Below are 19,395 nucleotides of genomic sequence, written 5' to 3'. Positions count from 1 at the left end.
TTATTTTTGCTTTGCCATTTTTAAAGCTTCAATTGTTGTATAATACTTTGAAATCATATTGGGAACCTCCCATTCGGGAAGTTTTCCTGCCTCTAAATATTTCAGATAGTTTTGCGTCACCTGACCAAAATGCGCCTCATGACCAATTTTGAATTCATCGGGAATAGTAATACGATATCTACCGTCCGAAAGCTTTTCCATAGTGGTACCTGGAAATTCAGAATTTATTTTGGCACTAATAGCATTTGTCAGCTCGGCTTCAAAGCCCTCTTTTTGTTTAGGATGAATATAAAGTATAGGTTTATAATTCTCATCTACGCCTTGTTTAATAATCAAATCACTTTTGGTACCTCGCATAATGCTATAATGCGTATCGCCAGTGCCCTCAGGAGCCTGATAATTCCAAATTACAGAAACCTTGGCAAGTTTTCCGTTTATCTTATAACGCATTTCCCCATTGCAGTATACGTGTAGCTTTTCGTTCTTTATGTCCTTTTGTAAATAGTCCGGATAAGTATCAAGACCTGTAACTTTCCGGAACTCGTCCTTGGTCAAAACGGTAGGCCAACGTTTGGCACTGAGCATTTCAACATTCGTAGAATCGATAATTTGGCCGGGAAACGCCTCCCATTGTACCAAATCCACCAAATGTGTGGTTACATCCACTATGCCCTCACCCTCTTCGTTTACATCAAAAAACCAAGGGGGCCTTACCAAAGGTTGTCCCGAGACATATTTAAAAAAATGATGTACACTTTCCTTGCTAATGGCCGGTTCCTCCAGGGACCCATCCATCAATTCACCAAACACGGAAGGCATTGAGGAAAAAAGTTTCTGCATAACCGTTGTCGATTCAAAACGCTCGGTCATGATATCATAAATGAGAAGATTTTTTTCTTGTGCGATTTGAAAGGCTTCCTTCAATTTTTCAAACCCCTCGGGGCTAATGACCAACGGCTTATCTGCATATACATTAAGGCCGGCCTTGACCGCTTCCAATACATAATCGATTTTTTTTGAATTCTTCCCGGCTACTATCATTACATTTCCCGGTTTTTCGGTAAGCATCTTTTCCAAATAATTGGGGCCAAGGTAATTCTTGATGCTCCAATCTGATGGTGACTCGTCCCTGCTATTGTACGATTCAATTTTGGTTAAAAAGTCCTGTACCTCGGGGCCTTCGGGAGCAAAAAGATAAATGGTGGAATTAACCTGGGGATACATGGTCTTATGTACTAGGGCTGCATGAAAATGGCCCGGATCCAAAGTCATCAATTTTACTTTTTCAACTGCTTCTTCCCCATCCATTTTTTCATTGGTCTTTTTTTCCGAACAGCCAAGGCAGAGCATTAATAGACACAAGGTTTTAAATTTCATTCTTTTTGGTTTCATTACTTGCTAGGGGAAAGTTATGGTTTTTAAATGAAAAATATCTTTCGGAAACTAGTCATTTCTGCTTTACATCTTTGAAGGAATATGGATTAGGATACTTACGGTTTTAAACCTTCACATAATCCGTTCCATAAGGCTTGCGCTGTTCACGTGCTAACATGGCATTGGCCTCGTCATCATTAACGAAAGTTTCCGTTTCATTGTCCCACTCTAATTTTCTATCGAATTGCATGGCGATGTCGCTAATCAAACAAATGGCACAGGCCTTATGTCCTTTTTCAATAGGTGAAATGGGTTGCTTTCGTGTTTTGATGCACTCCAACCAGTTGCCGTGCTGATCTTCGATTTTTTCAAGATGCATTTCGTTCTCACCTATGATGGATTCCAATATTTTGGGATCGGAGGCATTCAGGGCCTTTGCGCTTTTTTCCTTATCCACAGGATCGGATGCAGACGCTTGGTAGGCTCCCCTGGAAACGAAAATCCATCCATCTGTACCTTCATATCGAATTCCGTTGGTATAACCTCCACTCGTATACACCGTCATTCCATTATCATATTCGTGCTTTACAAAGAAATCACCATGTACGTTCCATAACCCCGACTTTGGAAATTCGGCCAATGCCTCTACAGAAATTGGCCCGGTCAACTCCGTATTCATTCCCCAGGCCGCCGAATCATAATGATGCTGACCCCAACCGGTAATCATCCCGGCCCCATAACTACGTAACCGTAACCAACCCGGTCTACTATACCCTTCGCGCGGATGGACGCCGATTTCTGTATAAGGCACCTCAGGGGTAGAACCCAACCACATATCAAAGTCCAGATTGGAGGGCACGGGCATTTCGGGCGCTACAGGACCCGATGGATCTCCGGGCAATCCGATTTTTACGGTATGTATCTTTCCAATTCTTCCATTTCTAACAAGTTCCGCGGCAACCCTAAACTGAGGCATGGCACGTTGTTGTGTACCTACCTGAAGAATTGCCCCCGTTTTTTTTATGACGTCCCGCAACTGTTGACCTTCCTTTAAGGTCAAGGATGTCGGTTTTTGTAAATAGATGTCCTTCCCGGCCAAAGCCGCTTCCATAGCGGGTTGCGAATGCCAATGATCCGGAGTGCTTATCACCACGGCATCAATATCTTTGTTCATTAACATTTCTCGATAGTCACCATAGGTCTTGGTATCCATATATTTGGCCTTGCCCGTTTTTTTCCTATAAAAACCATCGACCAAAGTTTTGGCATCCGCAGCTCTTTTGGAATCCACATCACAGACTGCGACGAACCGTGCCTCATCAAAACGGATTGTATCATGAATATCATGAGAGCGGGCAATACGTCCACAACCGATTTGACCAATATTGATTTTATTGCTAGGCGCTTCCTTGCCCAAGACATGTGCGGGCACTATACTCGGGAAACCTACCATTGCAGCTGTTCCCATTGCTGTTTTTTCCATAAAATTTCTTCGCTTCACGATATTCCAGTTTTATTCTTATTCTTTGATCATTTGTACTTGTGGTGGATTTGCAAACGCCTGCCAATAGGCTTCGGCTTCTTCGGCTTTAAGTTCACCGTCAAATACCACCATTCTATAATTCAGTTCATATTCTTTATCGGGTTCAATTTTCCATTCTTCATGCCGAATCGGACAAAACTCGAAGAACATATCGCCTCTACCCCCATTGGCATCCATAGGCCATATGCGCATAGGTTCGGGATGCATCCGGTTTTCAGGATGACTCAGAAACAGAATACCATGGGTTCCCTTTCCGTCCGAGGATTTACCGCTTACAATACACCAACGGGCATTACTACCATCGGCCGTCAATCGATCTTTACCCTCGGAAGTGAGTACGGAACAGTTATCCTTATGCCAACGTTCATTAAATCGCAGACCAATACCACCACCATAACGATAGGCTTCAAAAAGTATTCCCGATTCCAGCGGAGAAGTAAAGGTGGTCGTATAATCCAACATATACCGATCGGGCCGATCCAAATTCCAAAGTTGAACCTTTAAATCTTCGTTTAATGCCACCTGAGGGGCATTGGCCGTTTTTAGATCGATGTGTTCCTGGGCTGCTGTAAAGGATGTAAAGACACTACCGGAACGGGTTTCGTTAAACTCCTTAAAAAGCACAGTTCCCATACCCTCTGCCAGATTCCAAAAATCCACGCGTTCTCCATCTACCTGTGTATGGGTCCAAGGTCCCCATAATCCGTAGTGATGGTAATGGTCCGGAGGTTGAATACACGTAAGCGTATCTCCTTTCGGTGTTATTATAGGGTGTATGTAACCGGATTTTTTATAGAGGGAATCAACACCCTTGGGAGGATACATCATTTCATATTTGTATTGTACCAATGGCGAATTTTTAATAGACAATTGGAGATTCCCATTATCCTTGGTAGCCGATAAATCCAATCCACTGATGAGCTTCTTTTCAACTTTTTCCAAGCTATAAGAGGTCCTATCGTCAGGATGATGAAGAAACCAGAGTTTTTGCCCTTCTTCATCCCATTGGTAAGAAACCGGTTCCCCATCATTGAAAATCATGTAATCACTGTCAGCAATTTTTTTGAGCTCGTTAAGTTCCAGAGCTACTGGAACTGTGCTTAAAAAACCGTCGCCCTCCCTCACCTCAAATCGATATATCTCTTTTTCCTGGCATGACCCTAAAGTGATGACAAGGCAAAAAAGAAAAATCTGTTTCATAGACAAAGGTTTAGGCGACGGAATTTAAGAAAAATCGAACTAACGCAAATCAAATGGTAAACGTATTATGTTTTTTGGGTTTAAGGGATTATAGTAACCAAATCCAAACATCTTAAGATGTTGCTAATTTATGCAATCGATTGCATAAATTATAATGAAATTTAATTAATTATTTAAACCTTAAAAAATAAATCATACTAATGGTCTTTATTTTTTGGGGATTCGTTCTTTTTGTGATTTGTTTTACGTACTGGATTTTGTTGCGTATTATTGTTGCATTAAGTGTAGCCATTATGGGTAAAAAAATTACGATTTACGACTTGGCAAAAAAGCTCAATGTCTCCCCGGCAACGGTGAGCAGAAGTTTGAACGACCATCCGTCCATAAGCAAAAAAACGAAGGACAAGATCATTGCCGCGGCCAAATCCTTGGGCTACCGCACCAACAAATTTGCTGCCAACCTAAGCCAGCAAAAATCCAATACCATTGGTGTAATCGTGCCAAGATTGAATTCTAATTTTATGTCCACGGTACTGGCGGGCATAGAAAAAGTGGCCAACGATGTAGGTTATAACTTGATTATTAGTCAATCCCTGGAATCGGCCGAAAAAGAAGTATTGAATGCCAAAACTTTATATGATAGTGGCGTGGATGCCCTTATGATTTCTTTAGCTTATGGAACGGAAAACTTTGACCATCTATCCACATTTATAGATCGAAAGATACCTTTGTTGTTTTTTGACCGGGTGTTTGATCTACCCAATTGTCCGACCATTTTAATTGATAATGAGGCTGCGGGCTATGAGGCTACGGAACATCTCATACATCAAGGTTGTACTAATATCCTACACATTGCCGGGGGATTGAAAAGAAATGTATATTGCCAAAGGTTCAAGGGTTATAAAAGGGCTTTGGAAAAATATGGCATCACCTTTAAAGAGGACAATCTGGTTGAAGTAGACCTGGATTTGAGCCGAGTACCGGAAGTAATAACACATATTAAGGAATCCGACCCCAAAATTGATGGATTGTTCGTGGCCAATGATACCTTTGCGGTTCACTGTATTAAAGAACTCAAAAAGGAAGGATATCGCGTCCCCCAGGATATAAAGGTCGTGGGGTTCAATAATGATCCCGTTTCCGAGGTCATTAGCCCAAATTTAAGTACCATAGATTATCCAGGCTATAAAATGGGCGTTTTGGCTGGGCAAAGTATTATTGGGCATTTAAACGGTGCCATAAACCTACAGTCAGCAAACCAAATTACGTTGAGACATACTTTAATAATTCGGGAATCCACCCAAAAATAATCGGCATACTATGAAAAAAGTGATATCGACCTTTCTACTTTCCATTTTTTGTTTAATCGCCAAAGCACAGGGCATTCAAGAGTTTGAGCCTAACGATGAATGGTTGGCCCAAATAGAAAAAATTGCGCCAAATGAACCGACTGTCAAAAATGTGGATAAGAAGAAAATCCTGGTCTTTTCCAAAGCCACTGGGTTCTATCATTGGACCATCCCGCATAATATTGAAATGCTGAAGATTCTTGCCAAAAAAAGCAAGGTGTTTGAGATCCATGTAGGTTACGATATTCAAAAATTCGAAAAGAAAAGCCTTAAAAACTATGATGCCGTTGTTTTTAACAATTGTAACCCCAGTGGCCCAGACAGAGATCTTTTTGCCGATTTGCTCCGTCAAAACACATCATTGTCCGATGCCGAAATCAAGAACAAGGCTCCTGAATATGAAGCGAATATGATGAACTACGTTGAGAAGGGCGGTGGACTAATGATACTACATGGTGCCATTACCGTACAAAACAATTCAGCCGCATTTAGCAAAATGACGGGAGGCAGTTTTGACTACCATCCCAAGCAACAGGAAATGCATGTGAAAGAAGTAGATGCAAAACATCCCTTGGTCCAGGCTTTCAAGGGTAAGGGGCTTACCCATATAGACGAACCTTATTTTTTTAAGAATGCTTATTTCGACTACAATTTTAGACCGCTACTCTATATTGAAGTAGATCAGTTGAAAGATGTAAGGAAAGCGGTCAAAAACAATATCAATTACGTTTCCTGGATTAAAAGATATGGCAAGGGACGGGTGTTCTATTCTTCTCCCTCCCATAATGCGCAAAGCCTAGAAAATCCGGAATTGTTACAATACTTTTTAGATGGCCTGCAATATGTTCTGGGAGATTTGGAATGTGATGATTCCCCCATGGCAAAACCAAAGTGAAAATCAACTCCTAGGGCCTAGACCCTGTGTAATTTATAGGGATACACTCCTCCGGCATTCCACTGGCATACATAAAGGTTTTTATCCCGATCTACACATACATCGTGGCAGTGCTTAAAGATGGGTTGATCCTGGAGCATCAATTGTAATTTACCGTTTTCATAGATAGGCTTGGTACCCCCTGGGTTGGAGATTACCTTGTTGTCCTTATCCAAAATTGTAACGAACCCCTTGTTCAACTGCATGTTATAATTGCCTTCTTCCATCCCGAAGCAAACACCGGAATAAATATTCTCTCCATCCAAAACGGGTCTACTTATGAATAGACCGGGCATATAAAACGTCTCCAGATATTTCCCATCCAAGGAAAAACGTTTAAATGAATTCTTTATCCTCGCGGAACAAATTAAGGTAGGATTGTTTGAATCCCTGGTATCCAATGCAACACCATGGGCTTGCTTGAATTTGGACTCTTGTAAAAAACTATCGCCCCCAAATTTTTGGACAAACTTGCCCTTTGCATCATATTGTAGAATGAATTGCGAACCATAGCCATCAGCTACATAAATATCGCCGTTAGGGCCTATAGCCGTTTCCGTTGGTCTAAAAGCCGATTTCTCATCATATGCCCCAACCCTCGAGGGATGGTCCAATTCCATGACAATTTTACCATCGAGTGTACTTTTAATTACCCTACCTAATCCAGGGTCGGTGATATATAGGAATTCATCTCCCCCTTCATCATGTAAGGTTAGACCATGTGCTCCGGGTAAATCCAAGGTCCAATGATCCAAAAGCTTTCCAGAAGTATCATAAACCAGAATATTATTCTTAGGATGATCTGTGAGCATGTAAAGCCTTCCTTGACCATTCATTACCATTTCATGGCAATTATTTACAGGATACTTCTCGGGATTTAAATCTCCCCATTCCTTTTCCACGCGATATTGGAAATCACCATGCCCAAGACTAGTTTCGGCTAATCTTGCTTTTGCGGGCATAATATAGAAGGGAACCGATGTAACAGCCAAAGTAGCACCACTGGCCCTTGCTGTTTTTCTTAAAAATTTTCTTCTGTCCACTAATCTCTTCGTTACGCTAAAATATCCTTTACCACATGTCCATGCACATCGGTTAAACGGTATCTTCTACCTTGATGTTTAAAGGTAAGTCTTTCATGATCTATACCCAACAGATGCATCAAGGTAGCCTGAAAGTCATGTACATGAACCCCGTTCTGTATCACATTATAGCTAAACTCATCCGTCTGCCCATAGACCATGCCCGGTTTTACCCCTGCACCGGCCATCCACATAGTAAAACAACCTGGGTGGTGGTCCCTACCATAGTTATCAGCCGTTAATCTGCCCTGTGAAAAACTGGTACGGCCAAATTCACCGCCCCAAATCACCAGAGTATCCTCCAAAAGTCCTCTTTGTTTCAAATCGGTAATGAGTCCGGCTGTAGCCTGATCGGTACTCAAAGCTTGTCTTTTGATTCCCCTGGGAAGTCCGCCATGTTGATCCCAGCCCATATGGTACAATTGGATGAATTTCACATCCTTTTCAGCCAAACGCCTTGCCTGAAGACAATTGGCCGCATAGGTACCGGGTATCTTCGCATCCTCACCATACAATTCATAAATATAATCCGGCTCATTGGAAGTATCCACAGCATCCGGTACCGAGCTTTGCATGCGGTATGCCATTTCGTATTGGTTGATCTTTGATTGAATTTCTGGGTCTTTCCAAATATCATACTGATGGTTGTTCAATTCCGATATATAATCCAATGCCCTTCTACGATCATGGTCATGAACACCATGTGGATTGTTTAAATATAGAACGGGGTCCTTACCTGATCGAAACTGTACCCCTTGATGATGGGACGGAAGAAAACCATTGCCCCAAGCCGCAGAGCTTAAGGGTTGGGCACCCCCACCTTTTGAGAGCATCACTACGAAATTGGGCAAGTCCTTATTGTCACTTCCCAGTCCATAGCTCAGCCAGGAACCAATGGACGGCCTACCGCTCAATTGTGATCCCGTTTGTACGAACATTACGGCAGGCTCATGATTGATGGCCTCGGTATACATCGACTTAATAACACAAAGGTCATCTACAACTTTCGCGGTATATGGAAACAGTTCACTGACCCAGGTACCGGATTGCCCATACTGTTTAAAGTCATAAATTGACTGTACCAAGGGAAACGTGGACTGGGAGGTAACCATTCCGGAATTTCGTTGAGTGCCCCGAACAGAATCAGGAATCTCCTGTCCATGCCATTTGGCCAATTCTGGTTTGTAATCAAAGGTTTCTAGTTGGGATGGGCCACCACTCTGAAACAAGTAAATAATACGTTTTGCCTTGGCCGGAAAATGCGTATCATTTAGTACCCCGCCGTTACCATTTAGCATTGGAGCAGTTTTAGCACCCAATACCTCATGGGCGAAGGCATTCGTCGGCCCCAATAGACTTGACAGTGCAATGGAGCCAAAACCCAACGAGGCCTTTTTTAGAAAACCCCTACGGGTATCCTCAAATTTTAGCTTTTCCTGAAATTCATTCATAACCATACAATTTATCTTAGCGTATACCCTTCCGAAGTATTCATAATTCCATTAATGACTGTGGCCAAGGCCGCCACTTTAATCGGGTCGGAAGTACTTTTTATTTTTGTTTCGCCCATACCCAAGTAGGCTACGGCATCTTCCTTATTAGCCAGAAAACGCTGCAGTTCATCATTGTAAAACTTCTTTAATAGTTTTAATTCCAAAGTTTCAGGAGTCCGTCCCGTACTCAATTGAAACGCCTGCCCCAGTTGCTTTTCGGTATGATTTCCACTTTGCTCAATGATGTTTTCTGCCAATACATAGGAGGCTTCAACAAACTGGGGATCGTTCAACAACACCAGTGCCTGTAAAGGGGTGCTTGTTTGTCTCCTGCTCACCGTACATACACTGCGATCCCCAACGTCAAAAATCTGCATGGAAGGTGGGGCTGATGTGCGCTTCCAAATGGTATAGAGGCTTCTTCGATAGAGTCCTTCTCCAGGTTCTTGTTTATACCGATAACGCCAAGGTTTGTTACTGATTTCATCCCATAGGCCCTCTGGCTGATAGGGATATACACTAGGCCCTCCGACCTTCGGGGAAAGCAATCCACTTATGGCCAAGGCATTGTCCCTTACCATTTCAGCAGTCATGCGCCGACTGGGGCCACGGGCCAACAATACATTATCCGTGTCAATTTCGAGTAGCTCCGGTCTTATCTCTGAGCTTTGTTGGAACGTAGCCGACATAACTATGAATTTGTGCATCCTTTTGATGTCCCAATCGGATTCCATGAACTCTACGGCCAACCAATCCAACAACTTGGGATGCGAAGGAAGATTCCCTTGATTTCCAAAATCGTCGGATGTGGCTACCAGACCGCTACCAAAATGCATCTGCCATAATCGATTGACAAAAACTCTAGCCGTTAAGGGATTCTTTTTATCAAAAAGCCACTTTGTAAGCCCCAACCTATTTCTTGGCAGATCTTCATTAAAAGGCATAATTGCTTCAGGCACATCGGGAACTACTTCCTTGGTGGGTGCATCATACATACCGCGATCCAGTATATAGGTGGGGCGAGGTTCCGGGAGGTCGCCAAGAACCATAATTTCCTTAATGGGTTCCAACTCTTGGATTCTTTCTTTTCTTAACTGTTGTAACCTCAGACGTTTCTCTTCCGTTTTTTGATCTACTGTGGTATAATAGAAATCCATTAAGAAACTCCCATTCACCTCTTTTTCCACTTTTTTAAGGGCACTATCAGGAGCAATATCATACATAACCTCCAGGGCCGACAATTCCCTATTATAAATTCTAAGGTTGTCAATTCCGCCATCCTTAAGTGTTTTGAACTTATCGCGAACGCCCAGGGTAAAACCGTAAAATGGATAGTTATGGACATTTTTTCGAAATAGTATGGATTTATATAGGCTGTTAATTTCGATCTCCAAAGGAACTTCCTTGCCATTCACATAAATATGTACACCTTCCGCCTTAGCTAATCCATCATAGGAAACCGTGATATGGCTCCATTCCTTTTCAGCAATAGGGTTCTTGGTCTTCACTTGTATAGCATTGCTAGGCCATGAGCGCGCCATAATAAACTTTAAATGATTGTTCTCCAAATGCATGGAATATCCCTTTAAACCCAATCGGGTTTCTTCACAATGGGTAAAAATGGAGGCCTCTTCATAAAGTGTATCCGGAAAAACTGCAACGGATACTGAAAAGGGATCGGACTGGTCAAACCAACCTACTTTATCAGGTAAGGTAATAGCAGTATAATCGTTAAAGAACACGGCTTTTCCGCTTACCCCCTTTTTTAGTTCGGGCTCCTTAACGACGGTCATATTTCCACTTTTATCACCGCTTTTGGTCAACAAGGTTTTCTTATCCTTCGGGATAAAGCTATCAAAATTCAGTTGGGCCACTAGACCTTTTTTGAGTCCTTTTTGTAAATAATCCTCAAGGTTATTCCTAAGGTTCTTTGCCTGTATTTCCTTAAGCCTTTCCTTCTGTACGGAAACCAATTCCTTCTTAGTAACATTGATATTAGTATCAATATAGTGCAATACCTCCTCCTGCTCCTCGTTGGTCAATAAAAGTGATGGCCCCGGAACTTGGCCAGGTCCATAAACCGCGGTACCCAGCTCGTTCGTACTATTGAAAAAGGCAAATAGCTCGTAGTGATCTTTTTGACTGATAGCATCATATTTATGATCATGACATCGGGCACATTCCACACTCAGCCCCAGAAATGCTTTACCCACCGATAGGGTCCTATCAGCCACGTATTCTACTCGGTACTCTTCAAAAACAATACCTGCCTCTGAGTTTTTTTTATGCAATCTATTAAAGGCTGTGGCCAGTTTACTCTCCTGGGTAGGGTTTTCAATGAGGTCCCCTGCCAGTTGCCAAGTGGTGAACTTTTCATAGGACATATTTTCATTGAAGGCCTTGATGACCCAATCACGATAAGGGCTAAAATCCCGATGTTTGTCGTCTAAATATCCATCACTATCCGCATATCGAGCGACATCCATCCATACAGCCGCCATATGCTCCCCATAGGCTGGAGATGCCAAAAGTCGATTCACCACCTTCTCGTAGGCTTGGTCGGTAGTGTCGTTCACAAAGTCCTGTATTTGTTGTAATGTAGGTGGTAAGCCGATCAGATCGAAGTTCAGTCTCCGAATCAAGCTTTCCTTGGTCGCTTTTTCGGAAGGCTTTAGCTTTTCTTTTTCTAATCTACTCCCAATAAAAAAGTCGATTTCATTATTGACCCAATCCTTTGTGGAAACTTCGGGCAATTCCTCCTTTTTTGGAACAATGAAGGACCAATGGGGTTTGTACTCCGCACCTTGTTCTACCCATTTGACCAAGGTCGCAATTTCCCTTTCACTCAACTCTACCTTAAACTCCGGCGGAGGCATTTTAACTACTGGATCCTCGGAGAGCATGCGCCTCACAATTTCACTTTTCCCTGGTTTGCCAGGAATAACCGGATGCTTTCCCGAACCTTCTAAAGCATTATAAGCATTTTCAGCTAAATCCAACCGAAGCCCAGCTTTTTGATTGGCCATATCCGGACCGTGGCAAGCAAAGCACTTATCGGAAAGTATGGGTTTTACGTGATAGTTAAAATCGATTTGATCCGGGAGTTCCTCATAAGCCATTTCAATCTGATCCGGAGGGTTCCGAGTACAATTGGATAAGATCATTACCGCTAAACACCCGAGTATTAGTTTTTTGTATTCTATCATAATTAATTGCCAATCAATCAAATATAATTATAATGCCAAGTGAATTTCAGGTATAAAAACAGTTTTATTAACTGTTAATAATAAATTCATACCTTTAGTAAAACGTAGGTTTGGCACATGTTAGAAGAGGATTTTCACGGTATTGTTGAAAAAATCATAGCCAGTAGATCTTTTGGTAGATCGGATACCTATGCCAATCTTTTACGGTACTTAGTAGCCTGTTCCCTAAATAAGAATGTCCCCAAGGAAACGACTATTGCCTCCGAAATTTTCGGAAAAACCGATTTCGACCCCTCGCAAAGCACTTTAATTCGCGTATACGTTTATAATCTACGTAAAAAATTAAAGACCTACTATCAAAATGAAGGTTATGGCGATGAAAAACGATTAACGATACCCAAAGGAAATTATGCCATTGAAGTTATTGAAAGGAAGGATGTTGTTTCAAAACAGTCCACATCCCAACGTAAAAAATGGATGATTCCACTGGTCGCAGCCTTACTGCTATCGCTTTCATTGAATATCTATCAGGGCACTTTGAAGGGTGAAAAATCCATAATAAACAAAGACGGGCTTTGGGGGGATCTAATACATAGCAAACTTCCTACCATGTTGGTAATGGGCGACCTTTTCGTTTATAATGAACGAGACACAGCAATGCAGTTGACACGGACCATACGAGATCCCAGTATAAATTCGTTGCAAGAGTTCGAGGCTTTCAAATCGATCAATACAAAAATCAATACGGAAATTGAGCCGTTAACCTATACCCATCTTATATTGGGTAGTGCCCAATGGATAAAAAAACTTTCGGAGATTTTTTACTCGATCGATAAAAGTTACATCATCCGTACCATGTCCAGATTTAACCCAAAACAACTGCAGGACTATGATATTATAGTTGTTGGCATGCAAAAAACTTTGGGCGTCTTTAAGTCATTTTACAAGGATTCGGCCTTTGATTATGATGTCGAAAATGACGCATTCCTATATAACACTGATGGAGACGGTGAGACCCTGATTTATAGACCAAGGGGGAACGCGGATTCGTATCATACGGACTACAGCCTCTTGACCAAGGTTCCCGGACCAAATGGCAATACCATCTATCTTTTTTCAGGAATCTGGGATACGGGTGCTACTCAAAGTCTCAAAAATTTTACCGAAGCAAAGCTATTGCAGGGATTGGAAGGGGAACTCAAATCCAAATTTGGCTATTTACCCAAATACTATGAAGTCTTTTTTGAGGTCAACGGAATCGACAGAATGGAACTCAGCAGCAAAATATTATATATTCATGAGTTAAATTATGATTCCGAACCTTAGCCATTTCAAGAATAAAACGTATTATTAACCTTCTAAATCAGTAATGTCTTGAGAGGAATAAAAATAGTGTTCGGTTGTGTTTTGTTAGTTCTAGCACTTGCTTGCAAAACCGAAAAAAAAACAGATGCCAGTATCTCCGAGGAATCCCCGAAAAGTAAACCGATTGTTCTAAGTCCCGAAGAAAAAAAAGGCATGGATCTTCTTGAAAATTGCCTAAAAGCCCATGGAGGAATGGACATCTGGAAATCCTTTGTAGGATTGGAATACAACCTTAATGATAATGGAAAACAGGTCTATCAACTTACCCATTTAAAGGACAGGCGTGCTTATCTTAAATCAAAAAAATATGAGGTCGGTTTTGATGGAAAAGTTGCCTGGGCAGTCCCTGATGCCAGCGAGGTATCCGGAAAATCGGCCGCTTTTTATTACAATTTGGATTTTTATTTCATCGGTGTACCCTTTCTTTTAAAAGACCCTGGGGTGAACATAAGTTATGCCGGAAAAACCAACATAAATGACCGAACTTTCGAATCCTTAAAAGTGACATTTGGTTCGGAAGTGGGTCTTACCCCGGAGGACGTGTACTATCTATATATAGATCCGAAGACCTATCTTATGGAAATCCTCACCTATTCCGTTTCCTATTTTGACAAAGAAAATTCCGTAGTGAGCAGTGCAAAGGTCTATTCCGATTATAAAAAAGTGCAAGGGTTGATGATGCCGCACAAAATGGAAAATTTTGAATGGAAAGAAGGTACAATGGGAAAAAGCAAGAACCACTTGCGCATTTTTAGCGATATTCAATTCTTAAAGGAGATTTCAAATGAAGAAGTTTTTGAAGTACCGCAAGATGCCGTTATCGAAAGGCTGGGGGATTAGGTTTTTGTGCCATATTCCAGTGAGTAAGACCTTACTTTTTGGAATACTCCAACAGTTCGTCCATAGTATATTCCGAACCGCTCCTTGATTTTGTACTCCGAAGCTCGCCTACTTTTTCTTCTGTAAGTGCTTTGGGGTCATCGGAAAAAGCATTGGTTACATAGGAAATGATATCCGCAATATCTTTGTCCGTTACATTTTCATTTCGGATGAGGCCAGGCATGGCCAGATTAAAATCGTAGTGCTCCCCGTTTACCTCTATCGGTCCTTCCAGTCCATGAAGAATTATTAACCCCAACCTTTCAGAGTCTACGACATGTTCGGAATTCATAAGAGGGGGTGCCAGACCTTGTATGCCCTGCCCATTAATACCATGGCAGGAAGCGCAGATTTCAAAGAACATCTTGGCACCATGGGTTCTATTGTCCTCGGCCAGGGAGGCCCTGTTGAAAATGGGATTCTTATTTCCCTTCGTCCGTTGCTCGATACTTTGTGTCAACTGCGACACAAATGGCGTATCATCAAAATCGGGCAACGTGGCCAAAGATTCCTTTACATAAGATTCATGCTCCGATAATCCGCTCAAAATGGCCTCGTGAAAAATAGGTCTTTTTGGATAACTACCCAGCAATGTCATTATTTGCGGAAAGAATCGCTCCTTGTCCACAGCCATCCAAACACCCAAGGTACTACCAATATAAAAGTCAATACCCTTATTCCCGCGCCTAATCAGATCTTTAAAAAGTAACTCTGCATTTCTACTGTTTTCCTTGGATGCAAATGCTTCCATCAAAACAACGGCATGCATCGTAACATTGGCCGAACCGTTTTTAGCTACATCGACCAAAAAATCAAAGGAAAGGGCATCCAATCCTTCCAAAGCGTACAATGCATGGATTTGGGTCAAAGGGTTTTCTTGATGTACTATCAAATTTTTCAAGCTCTCTATTGCTTCCCTTTCTTTTTTCAAAATCAAATAGTGTTGGGCCCTATTACGTATCCATCCATTTGGGTGTTGCAATAGAAGTACCAGTTCTGCAGCTTTTAGAGTTTCGAAATCCGGAAAGGGTTCAGCTTTGCTCGTCTTATTTTGTACCTTTAGGATACGGCCAAAATTAATCAAGGTATCCAGATGGTTCCCTTTTACTTTCTGTTTCAAATAGGGACTCAAGTAAGCGTGATGTCCTATCATACCGCGATGCATATCCACTATATACATACTTCCGTCCGGGCCATTGTTCAAATTTACGGGGCGAAACCCTTCATCCGTTGAGGCCAAAAACTCCCGATATTCCCAGGCCTGTCCCGCAATAGTGGAATCCCCGGTAAACTTCAAAATATTCCGCTTGATCAAGTTTCCTTCGGGAATGCAGACAAATACATTTTGTTCATACTCCTTAGGGAATGTTCCTCCTCTATATACCAATGGTCCACAAGCAGCAGTGGCACTGACCAGGATACTATCCTGATTCAAAACACCCTTGGCATATCCTCTATTTACAGTGGTGGCATGTAGCGGATATACACGCTGATCGGTGGTAAGAATTTGATTAACAGATGCTTTTGGCGTAAAATAGGGATTGCGTACCATACGATTGGGCAGGACATAATCTCCCAAAAGCTGTCTTGAATTATCATTGTAGTACAGTCTTCCAAAATTATCATGACTTATTCCCCATTGTCCTCGGAAGGTAGTGGGCTCTTTTTCCCATATTCCATTTTTTCTTCGGTACCGAAAATTCGATTTGGCATTGTAAATCCAATTATCAATGTTCAAAAGGAGTCCGTTAGGTTGGTGTTCGGGGTTTCCTTCCGCCGCATAAATTGAATCGACAAGTACTTTATGTACCGGTTTGTCATCTTCAATCTCAACAAACCACAATTTGGGAGGTTCTGCATACAACAATCCACCATAAACATGGGCCAAGGCTCGGGGCATAACCAGGCTATCAAGAAAAATTTTAGAATGGTCTACTACGCCATCTCCATCCAAGTCTTCCAAAATCTTGATATTTCCTACCGGCTTGGTCTCGTCACTGCCCAGCATATCATTCATATAACCGGGCATTTGTGCGACCCAAATCCTCCCTTTGTCATCAAAATCAATGGCGACCGGTGCCTTTAAATGTGGTTCTGAAGCAACAACCTCTAGATTAAAACCATCCTCCAGTTGATATTCATCCAAAGAAATTTTAGGTTCCTCGTAGGAAGTCTTGCATCCGAATACCAAAAGTGTCAAAAAAAGTTGGCTTCTCATCTTCAATTCCTTTATCCAATAAAACGTCGTCATATCCTAAAATCGTTTCACTTTTTAGCGCCGGTTATATAACGCTTTTATAAATAAAAAACCAATGGCTCATTGCTCCGCCCAAAACGAACAAGTGCCAGATGAAGTGGTTATAGGGTATTCTTTCCCAAGCATAGAATAAAATTCCCAATGTATAAAAGGCGCCCCCAATGAATAGAAGCCAAATTCCAAGTGATGTTGTTCTTTCCAGAAGATTTTCAAAATCTATTACGATAAGCCAGCCCATTGCCAAATAAAGCAATAACGAAACCAATTCATACTTGCCTGTATAAAATAGCTTAAGGACAGTTCCCAAGGCCGCTATACCCCAAACTGTATAAAAAATATACCACCCGTTGCCACTTTCCAAAGTGATAACGGTCAATGGCGTGTAAGTACCAGCGATAAGAAAATAAATGGTAATATGATCCAGAATCCGCAATCGGCGTTTAAGTTTGGAACTTTGTACAGCATGGTACAGAGTGGATACCACGAACATGGAAATTAGGGTAAGACTATAGAGTATAATTCCAAAAATTGCATAAATTGTTTTGTTCGTATTGTTCATGAGAAGGAAAAAAAGCCCAAAAAGAGCCAGAATTGCACCAAATCCATGGGAAATGGCATTACCCCTTTCTTCCCATTTATAAAATCTTTCTTTTGGCATTCTAAAAATCAAAAAACCGCAAAGGTCAATGGGTTCGATTCGCCAAATCCTATAACGAATCTACCGATTCCAGTATATCCAGTTTGTTCGGAATACTTATGGTTTCGGGAACTATAGAAAATGCTTCATCTCAAATCGCTGCAAGTATACAAAAAAGTATGCTTTACAAGTAAGATTCATTTTCCGTAAAAATACTAAAGGGAAAACGTAAGAGCTTGGCTCCTTTCTAGAAATTCCATCTTTGGAAAGAAATTCTCCGTACTGAAAAGGAATAGAGGTGTGTGTAGGCATTACTGAGCTTGGGCTTTAAGGTATAGATAAAACAAAAAACCCAATGGCCGCCCATTGGGTTTTTTATTTGCAAAGTATCTCTTACAAGGCAAGAACATCAATAGTCACCTTTTTTGTTCTACCATCTTTTGAAAGTTTCAATTTATACAATCTTCTTAAAACCTTTTCCGCACTATAATTGCTTATATACTTATTGCCAACTATTTCCCAACCTTTGAATTTTTTTGCTACTAATTTCTGAATGTTTTTGGATGGAGGTACATCCCTAAAGCGTTCCCATGAAGTAACAATTTTACCACTTTTGTTGTATAGGGTGGATATGTAGCCATTTGTAGCTAGATGTATTACTTTTTTATCGGGAAACCCATTACTTCCAAACGCTGTCGGTTCAAGGATACTATAATTTGCTGCTTTTAACTGTAATTTTTTTACAATTTCAGGAGTGTTTTGGTCTTTAACGCTGTGCAAATAGGAATTATTGATTAATAGAGGTTCTTCAATTAGGATACCGCTAAATGAATCACCTTGGGAATACACACTCTGAAAAACTGTAAAAATCGCGAAACTTAAAACTAATCTTTTCATGACATAAATTTTTAAATGATTAATAAATTATTTGATGTCACAAATATTGGAAGTCAAGCGTCGCAACACATATCAACTATGTATCAATGTGTTACAAGTTAAATTGTAGGTCATTTAAAAAAATTTGAAAGTGTTCAAACAATGTTTCATCCATAGAATACTGGTCGTATCTATGGACTTTTTGGGCTTTTCAAATATTGTCTTTATGGTAAAAAAATTGGCTGTTTATCAAGGGGAGCAACTGGAAAACCTATCTTTTGGTGGAGCTCTAAATAGCGTGCATCCTCCCTAATTGGTCTTAATAGGGGCTCAGAATGCAGCCATAATAGTTCCCCCTCGCGCTTTTCGTAGGATTTGGTAAGCCAATAAAACGCTGAATCATAATCCTTCAAATTACTATAATAGAGCGCAATAAACCATGCTGGACTGCCCGACATATTATTTTTATCATATTCTTTTAGTAGCTCCAAATTCTCATTCACTCTCTTACTTTCACCAAAATAATCACTGATTAAAACATCTAGCCCAATTATTATGGGTGGACGGTCGGGGGAAATCCTCATCAACTTATCCAACCATTCTTTTGCCATGTTATATTCGCCTAAATAAAAAAGATATTTTATACCATTTCTTAGCCAGTCAAAATCATCATTGTATATCGCATAATACTCTTTATAAATTTCTAATACCTCTTTCTTTTTGTTGTTATAAAAAAGGGCTTCGGCATACCAATACCAATATAAGTTCTCATCCTCTTTTTTTAAATACTGAGCAGTTTTCATGTAAACCAGCGCGTCTTCATATCTCCCCGTATACAGTAGATACAGCGGTGCTATTAAAGTTTTGTTGTAATTCTCTTCCAACTTGGCAAAATCCCATTCATAAAACAGAGAACCTCTCAATAAGGGATCCATTACTTTATCACTATTAGTTTCAATACGCTGCGCTTTCAATAGATACTCTTTTGCTTTGGCCCATCCTTCATCTTGACTATGGTTACCCCATACTCCCCCTCCTAACATCCAAACAAGACTCAAATTGACGTATGCATCTATAAATGTTGAGTCTATTTGCACAGCCCTATTGTATAATCTCTTTGCATTATCAAAACCAAGCTTGGTACCTTTCGACCACTCGAAGTTGGCTTGTAAGTATAGGTCATAGGCCTCTTTGTTGGAA

14 protein-coding genes (1 of these 14 only partly in view) are annotated in these 19,395 nt (G+C 41.0%); 4 read left to right on the top strand and 10 right to left on the bottom strand.

The genetic code is table 11. The annotated features are described in order from the left end of the window. The 3 genes from ACP2AF_RS12790 to ACP2AF_RS12780 all read right to left on the bottom strand — a co-directional run bounded on the left by ACP2AF_RS12790 (nucleotide 1) and on the right by ACP2AF_RS12780 (nucleotide 4,117). Complete coding sequence (locus tag ACP2AF_RS12790; protein ID WP_425236542.1) at nucleotides 1-1,377, bottom strand: putative oxidoreductase C-terminal domain-containing protein; 1,377 nt, start codon at nucleotides 1,375-1,377, stop codon at nucleotides 1-3. Between the two features lie 121 nt (nucleotides 1,378-1,498). Then, nucleotides 1,499-2,875: a Gfo/Idh/MocA family protein gene (locus tag ACP2AF_RS12785; RefSeq protein WP_425236541.1), complete on the bottom strand. Its 1,377-nt coding sequence runs from the start codon at nucleotides 2,873-2,875 to the stop codon at nucleotides 1,499-1,501. Nucleotides 2,876-2,893: 18 nt separating this feature from the next. After that, nucleotides 2,894-4,117 (bottom strand): PmoA family protein, encoded by a 1,224-nt coding sequence (locus ACP2AF_RS12780; protein WP_425236540.1) that lies wholly within the window; start codon nucleotides 4,115-4,117, stop codon nucleotides 2,894-2,896. Between the two features lie 293 nt (nucleotides 4,118-4,410). On the opposite strand from ACP2AF_RS12780, the gene ACP2AF_RS12775 reads away from it, so the two are divergent. Further along, nucleotides 4,411-5,427 carry a LacI family DNA-binding transcriptional regulator gene (locus tag ACP2AF_RS12775; protein WP_425236539.1) on the top strand — a complete coding sequence of 339 codons (1,017 nt, stop codon included), beginning with the start codon at nucleotides 4,411-4,413 and terminating at the stop codon, nucleotides 5,425-5,427. Nucleotides 5,428-5,437: 10 nt separating this feature from the next. Next, complete coding sequence (locus ACP2AF_RS12770) at nucleotides 5,438-6,361, top strand: ThuA domain-containing protein (RefSeq protein WP_425236538.1); 924 nt, start codon at nucleotides 5,438-5,440, stop codon at nucleotides 6,359-6,361. A 17-nt stretch (nucleotides 6,362-6,378) separates the two neighbouring features. On the opposite strand, the gene ACP2AF_RS12765 is transcribed toward ACP2AF_RS12770, so the two are convergent. From ACP2AF_RS12765 to ACP2AF_RS12755, 3 genes are read right to left on the bottom strand one after another with little or no spacing between them, the layout of a single operon-like run. Further along, a complete protein-coding gene (locus tag ACP2AF_RS12765) occupies nucleotides 6,379-7,443 on the bottom strand; it encodes a 6-bladed beta-propeller (protein ID WP_425236537.1) in 1,065 nt (354 codons plus the stop codon). 11 nt (nucleotides 7,444-7,454) lie between these two features. Then, nucleotides 7,455-8,933: a DUF1501 domain-containing protein gene (locus tag ACP2AF_RS12760; protein WP_425236536.1), complete on the bottom strand. Its 1,479-nt coding sequence runs from the start codon at nucleotides 8,931-8,933 to the stop codon at nucleotides 7,455-7,457. An 11-nt stretch (nucleotides 8,934-8,944) separates the two neighbouring features. Then, nucleotides 8,945-12,181 carry a DUF1553 domain-containing protein gene (locus ACP2AF_RS12755; protein WP_425236535.1) on the bottom strand — a complete coding sequence of 1,079 codons (3,237 nt, stop codon included), beginning with the start codon at nucleotides 12,179-12,181 and terminating at the stop codon, nucleotides 8,945-8,947. A gap of 117 nt (nucleotides 12,182-12,298) precedes the next feature. On the opposite strand from ACP2AF_RS12755, the gene ACP2AF_RS12750 reads away from it, so the two are divergent. Beyond that, nucleotides 12,299-13,507: a hypothetical protein gene (locus ACP2AF_RS12750; protein WP_425236534.1), complete on the top strand. Its 1,209-nt coding sequence runs from the start codon at nucleotides 12,299-12,301 to the stop codon at nucleotides 13,505-13,507. Nucleotides 13,508-13,555: 48 nt separating this feature from the next. Next, a complete protein-coding gene (locus ACP2AF_RS12745; protein WP_425236533.1) occupies nucleotides 13,556-14,386 on the top strand; it encodes a DUF6503 family protein in 831 nt (276 codons plus the stop codon). 31 nt (nucleotides 14,387-14,417) lie between these two features. Here the strand turns inward: ACP2AF_RS12745 and ACP2AF_RS12740 are convergent, their stop codons facing one another. The 4 genes from ACP2AF_RS12740 to ACP2AF_RS12725 form a co-directional block, all read right to left on the bottom strand. Beyond that, complete coding sequence (locus tag ACP2AF_RS12740; protein WP_425236532.1) at nucleotides 14,418-16,643, bottom strand: DUF7133 domain-containing protein; 2,226 nt, start codon at nucleotides 16,641-16,643, stop codon at nucleotides 14,418-14,420. A gap of 64 nt (nucleotides 16,644-16,707) precedes the next feature. After that, a complete protein-coding gene (trhA, locus tag ACP2AF_RS12735; protein WP_425236531.1) occupies nucleotides 16,708-17,340 on the bottom strand; it encodes a PAQR family membrane homeostasis protein TrhA in 633 nt (210 codons plus the stop codon). A 372-nt stretch (nucleotides 17,341-17,712) separates the two neighbouring features. Next, nucleotides 17,713-18,216, bottom strand: coding sequence for a hypothetical protein (locus ACP2AF_RS12730; protein ID WP_425236530.1), 504 nt, complete (start codon nucleotides 18,214-18,216; stop codon nucleotides 17,713-17,715). A gap of 203 nt (nucleotides 18,217-18,419) precedes the next feature. Further along, on the bottom strand, nucleotides 18,420-19,395 hold the 3' portion of the coding sequence (locus ACP2AF_RS12725) for a helix-turn-helix domain-containing protein (RefSeq protein WP_425236529.1). 968 nt of this gene lie beyond the right edge of the window; the window shows 976 of its 1,944 coding nt (coding positions 969-1,944); its start codon lies off the right edge, out of view; it ends in the stop codon at nucleotides 18,420-18,422.

Source organism: Ulvibacterium sp. (assembly GCF_965248315.1).
Lineage (GTDB): Bacteria > Bacteroidota > Bacteroidia > Flavobacteriales > Flavobacteriaceae > Ulvibacterium.
The sequence above is the reverse complement of the archived record's forward strand: the minus strand, read 5'-3'. Positions and strand labels throughout refer to the sequence as shown.

Excerpts from the sequence above, each read along its gene's own strand:
- ACP2AF_RS12790 (WP_425236542.1), bottom strand. The coding sequence starts at position 1,377 with ATGAAATTTAAAACCTTGTGTCTATTAATGCTCTGCCTTGGCTGTTCG.
- ACP2AF_RS12780 (WP_425236540.1), bottom strand. The coding sequence starts at position 4,117 with ATGAAACAGATTTTTCTTTTTTGCCTTGTCATCACTTTAGGGTCATGC.
- ACP2AF_RS12775 (WP_425236539.1), top strand. The coding sequence starts at position 4,411 with ATGGGTAAAAAAATTACGATTTACGACTTGGCAAAAAAGCTCAATGTC.
- ACP2AF_RS12770 (WP_425236538.1), top strand. The coding sequence starts at position 5,438 with ATGAAAAAAGTGATATCGACCTTTCTACTTTCCATTTTTTGTTTAATC.
- ACP2AF_RS12760 (WP_425236536.1), bottom strand. The coding sequence starts at position 8,933 with ATGAATGAATTTCAGGAAAAGCTAAAATTTGAGGATACCCGTAGGGGT.
- ACP2AF_RS12755 (WP_425236535.1), bottom strand. The coding sequence starts at position 12,181 with ATGATAGAATACAAAAAACTAATACTCGGGTGTTTAGCGGTAATGATC.
- ACP2AF_RS12750 (WP_425236534.1), top strand. The coding sequence starts at position 12,299 with ATGTTAGAAGAGGATTTTCACGGTATTGTTGAAAAAATCATAGCCAGT.
- ACP2AF_RS12740 (WP_425236532.1), bottom strand. The coding sequence starts at position 16,643 with ATGAGAAGCCAACTTTTTTTGACACTTTTGGTATTCGGATGCAAGACT.
- trhA (WP_425236531.1), bottom strand. The coding sequence starts at position 17,340 with ATGCCAAAAGAAAGATTTTATAAATGGGAAGAAAGGGGTAATGCCATT.
- ACP2AF_RS12730 (WP_425236530.1), bottom strand. The coding sequence starts at position 18,216 with ATGAAAAGATTAGTTTTAAGTTTCGCGATTTTTACAGTTTTTCAGAGT.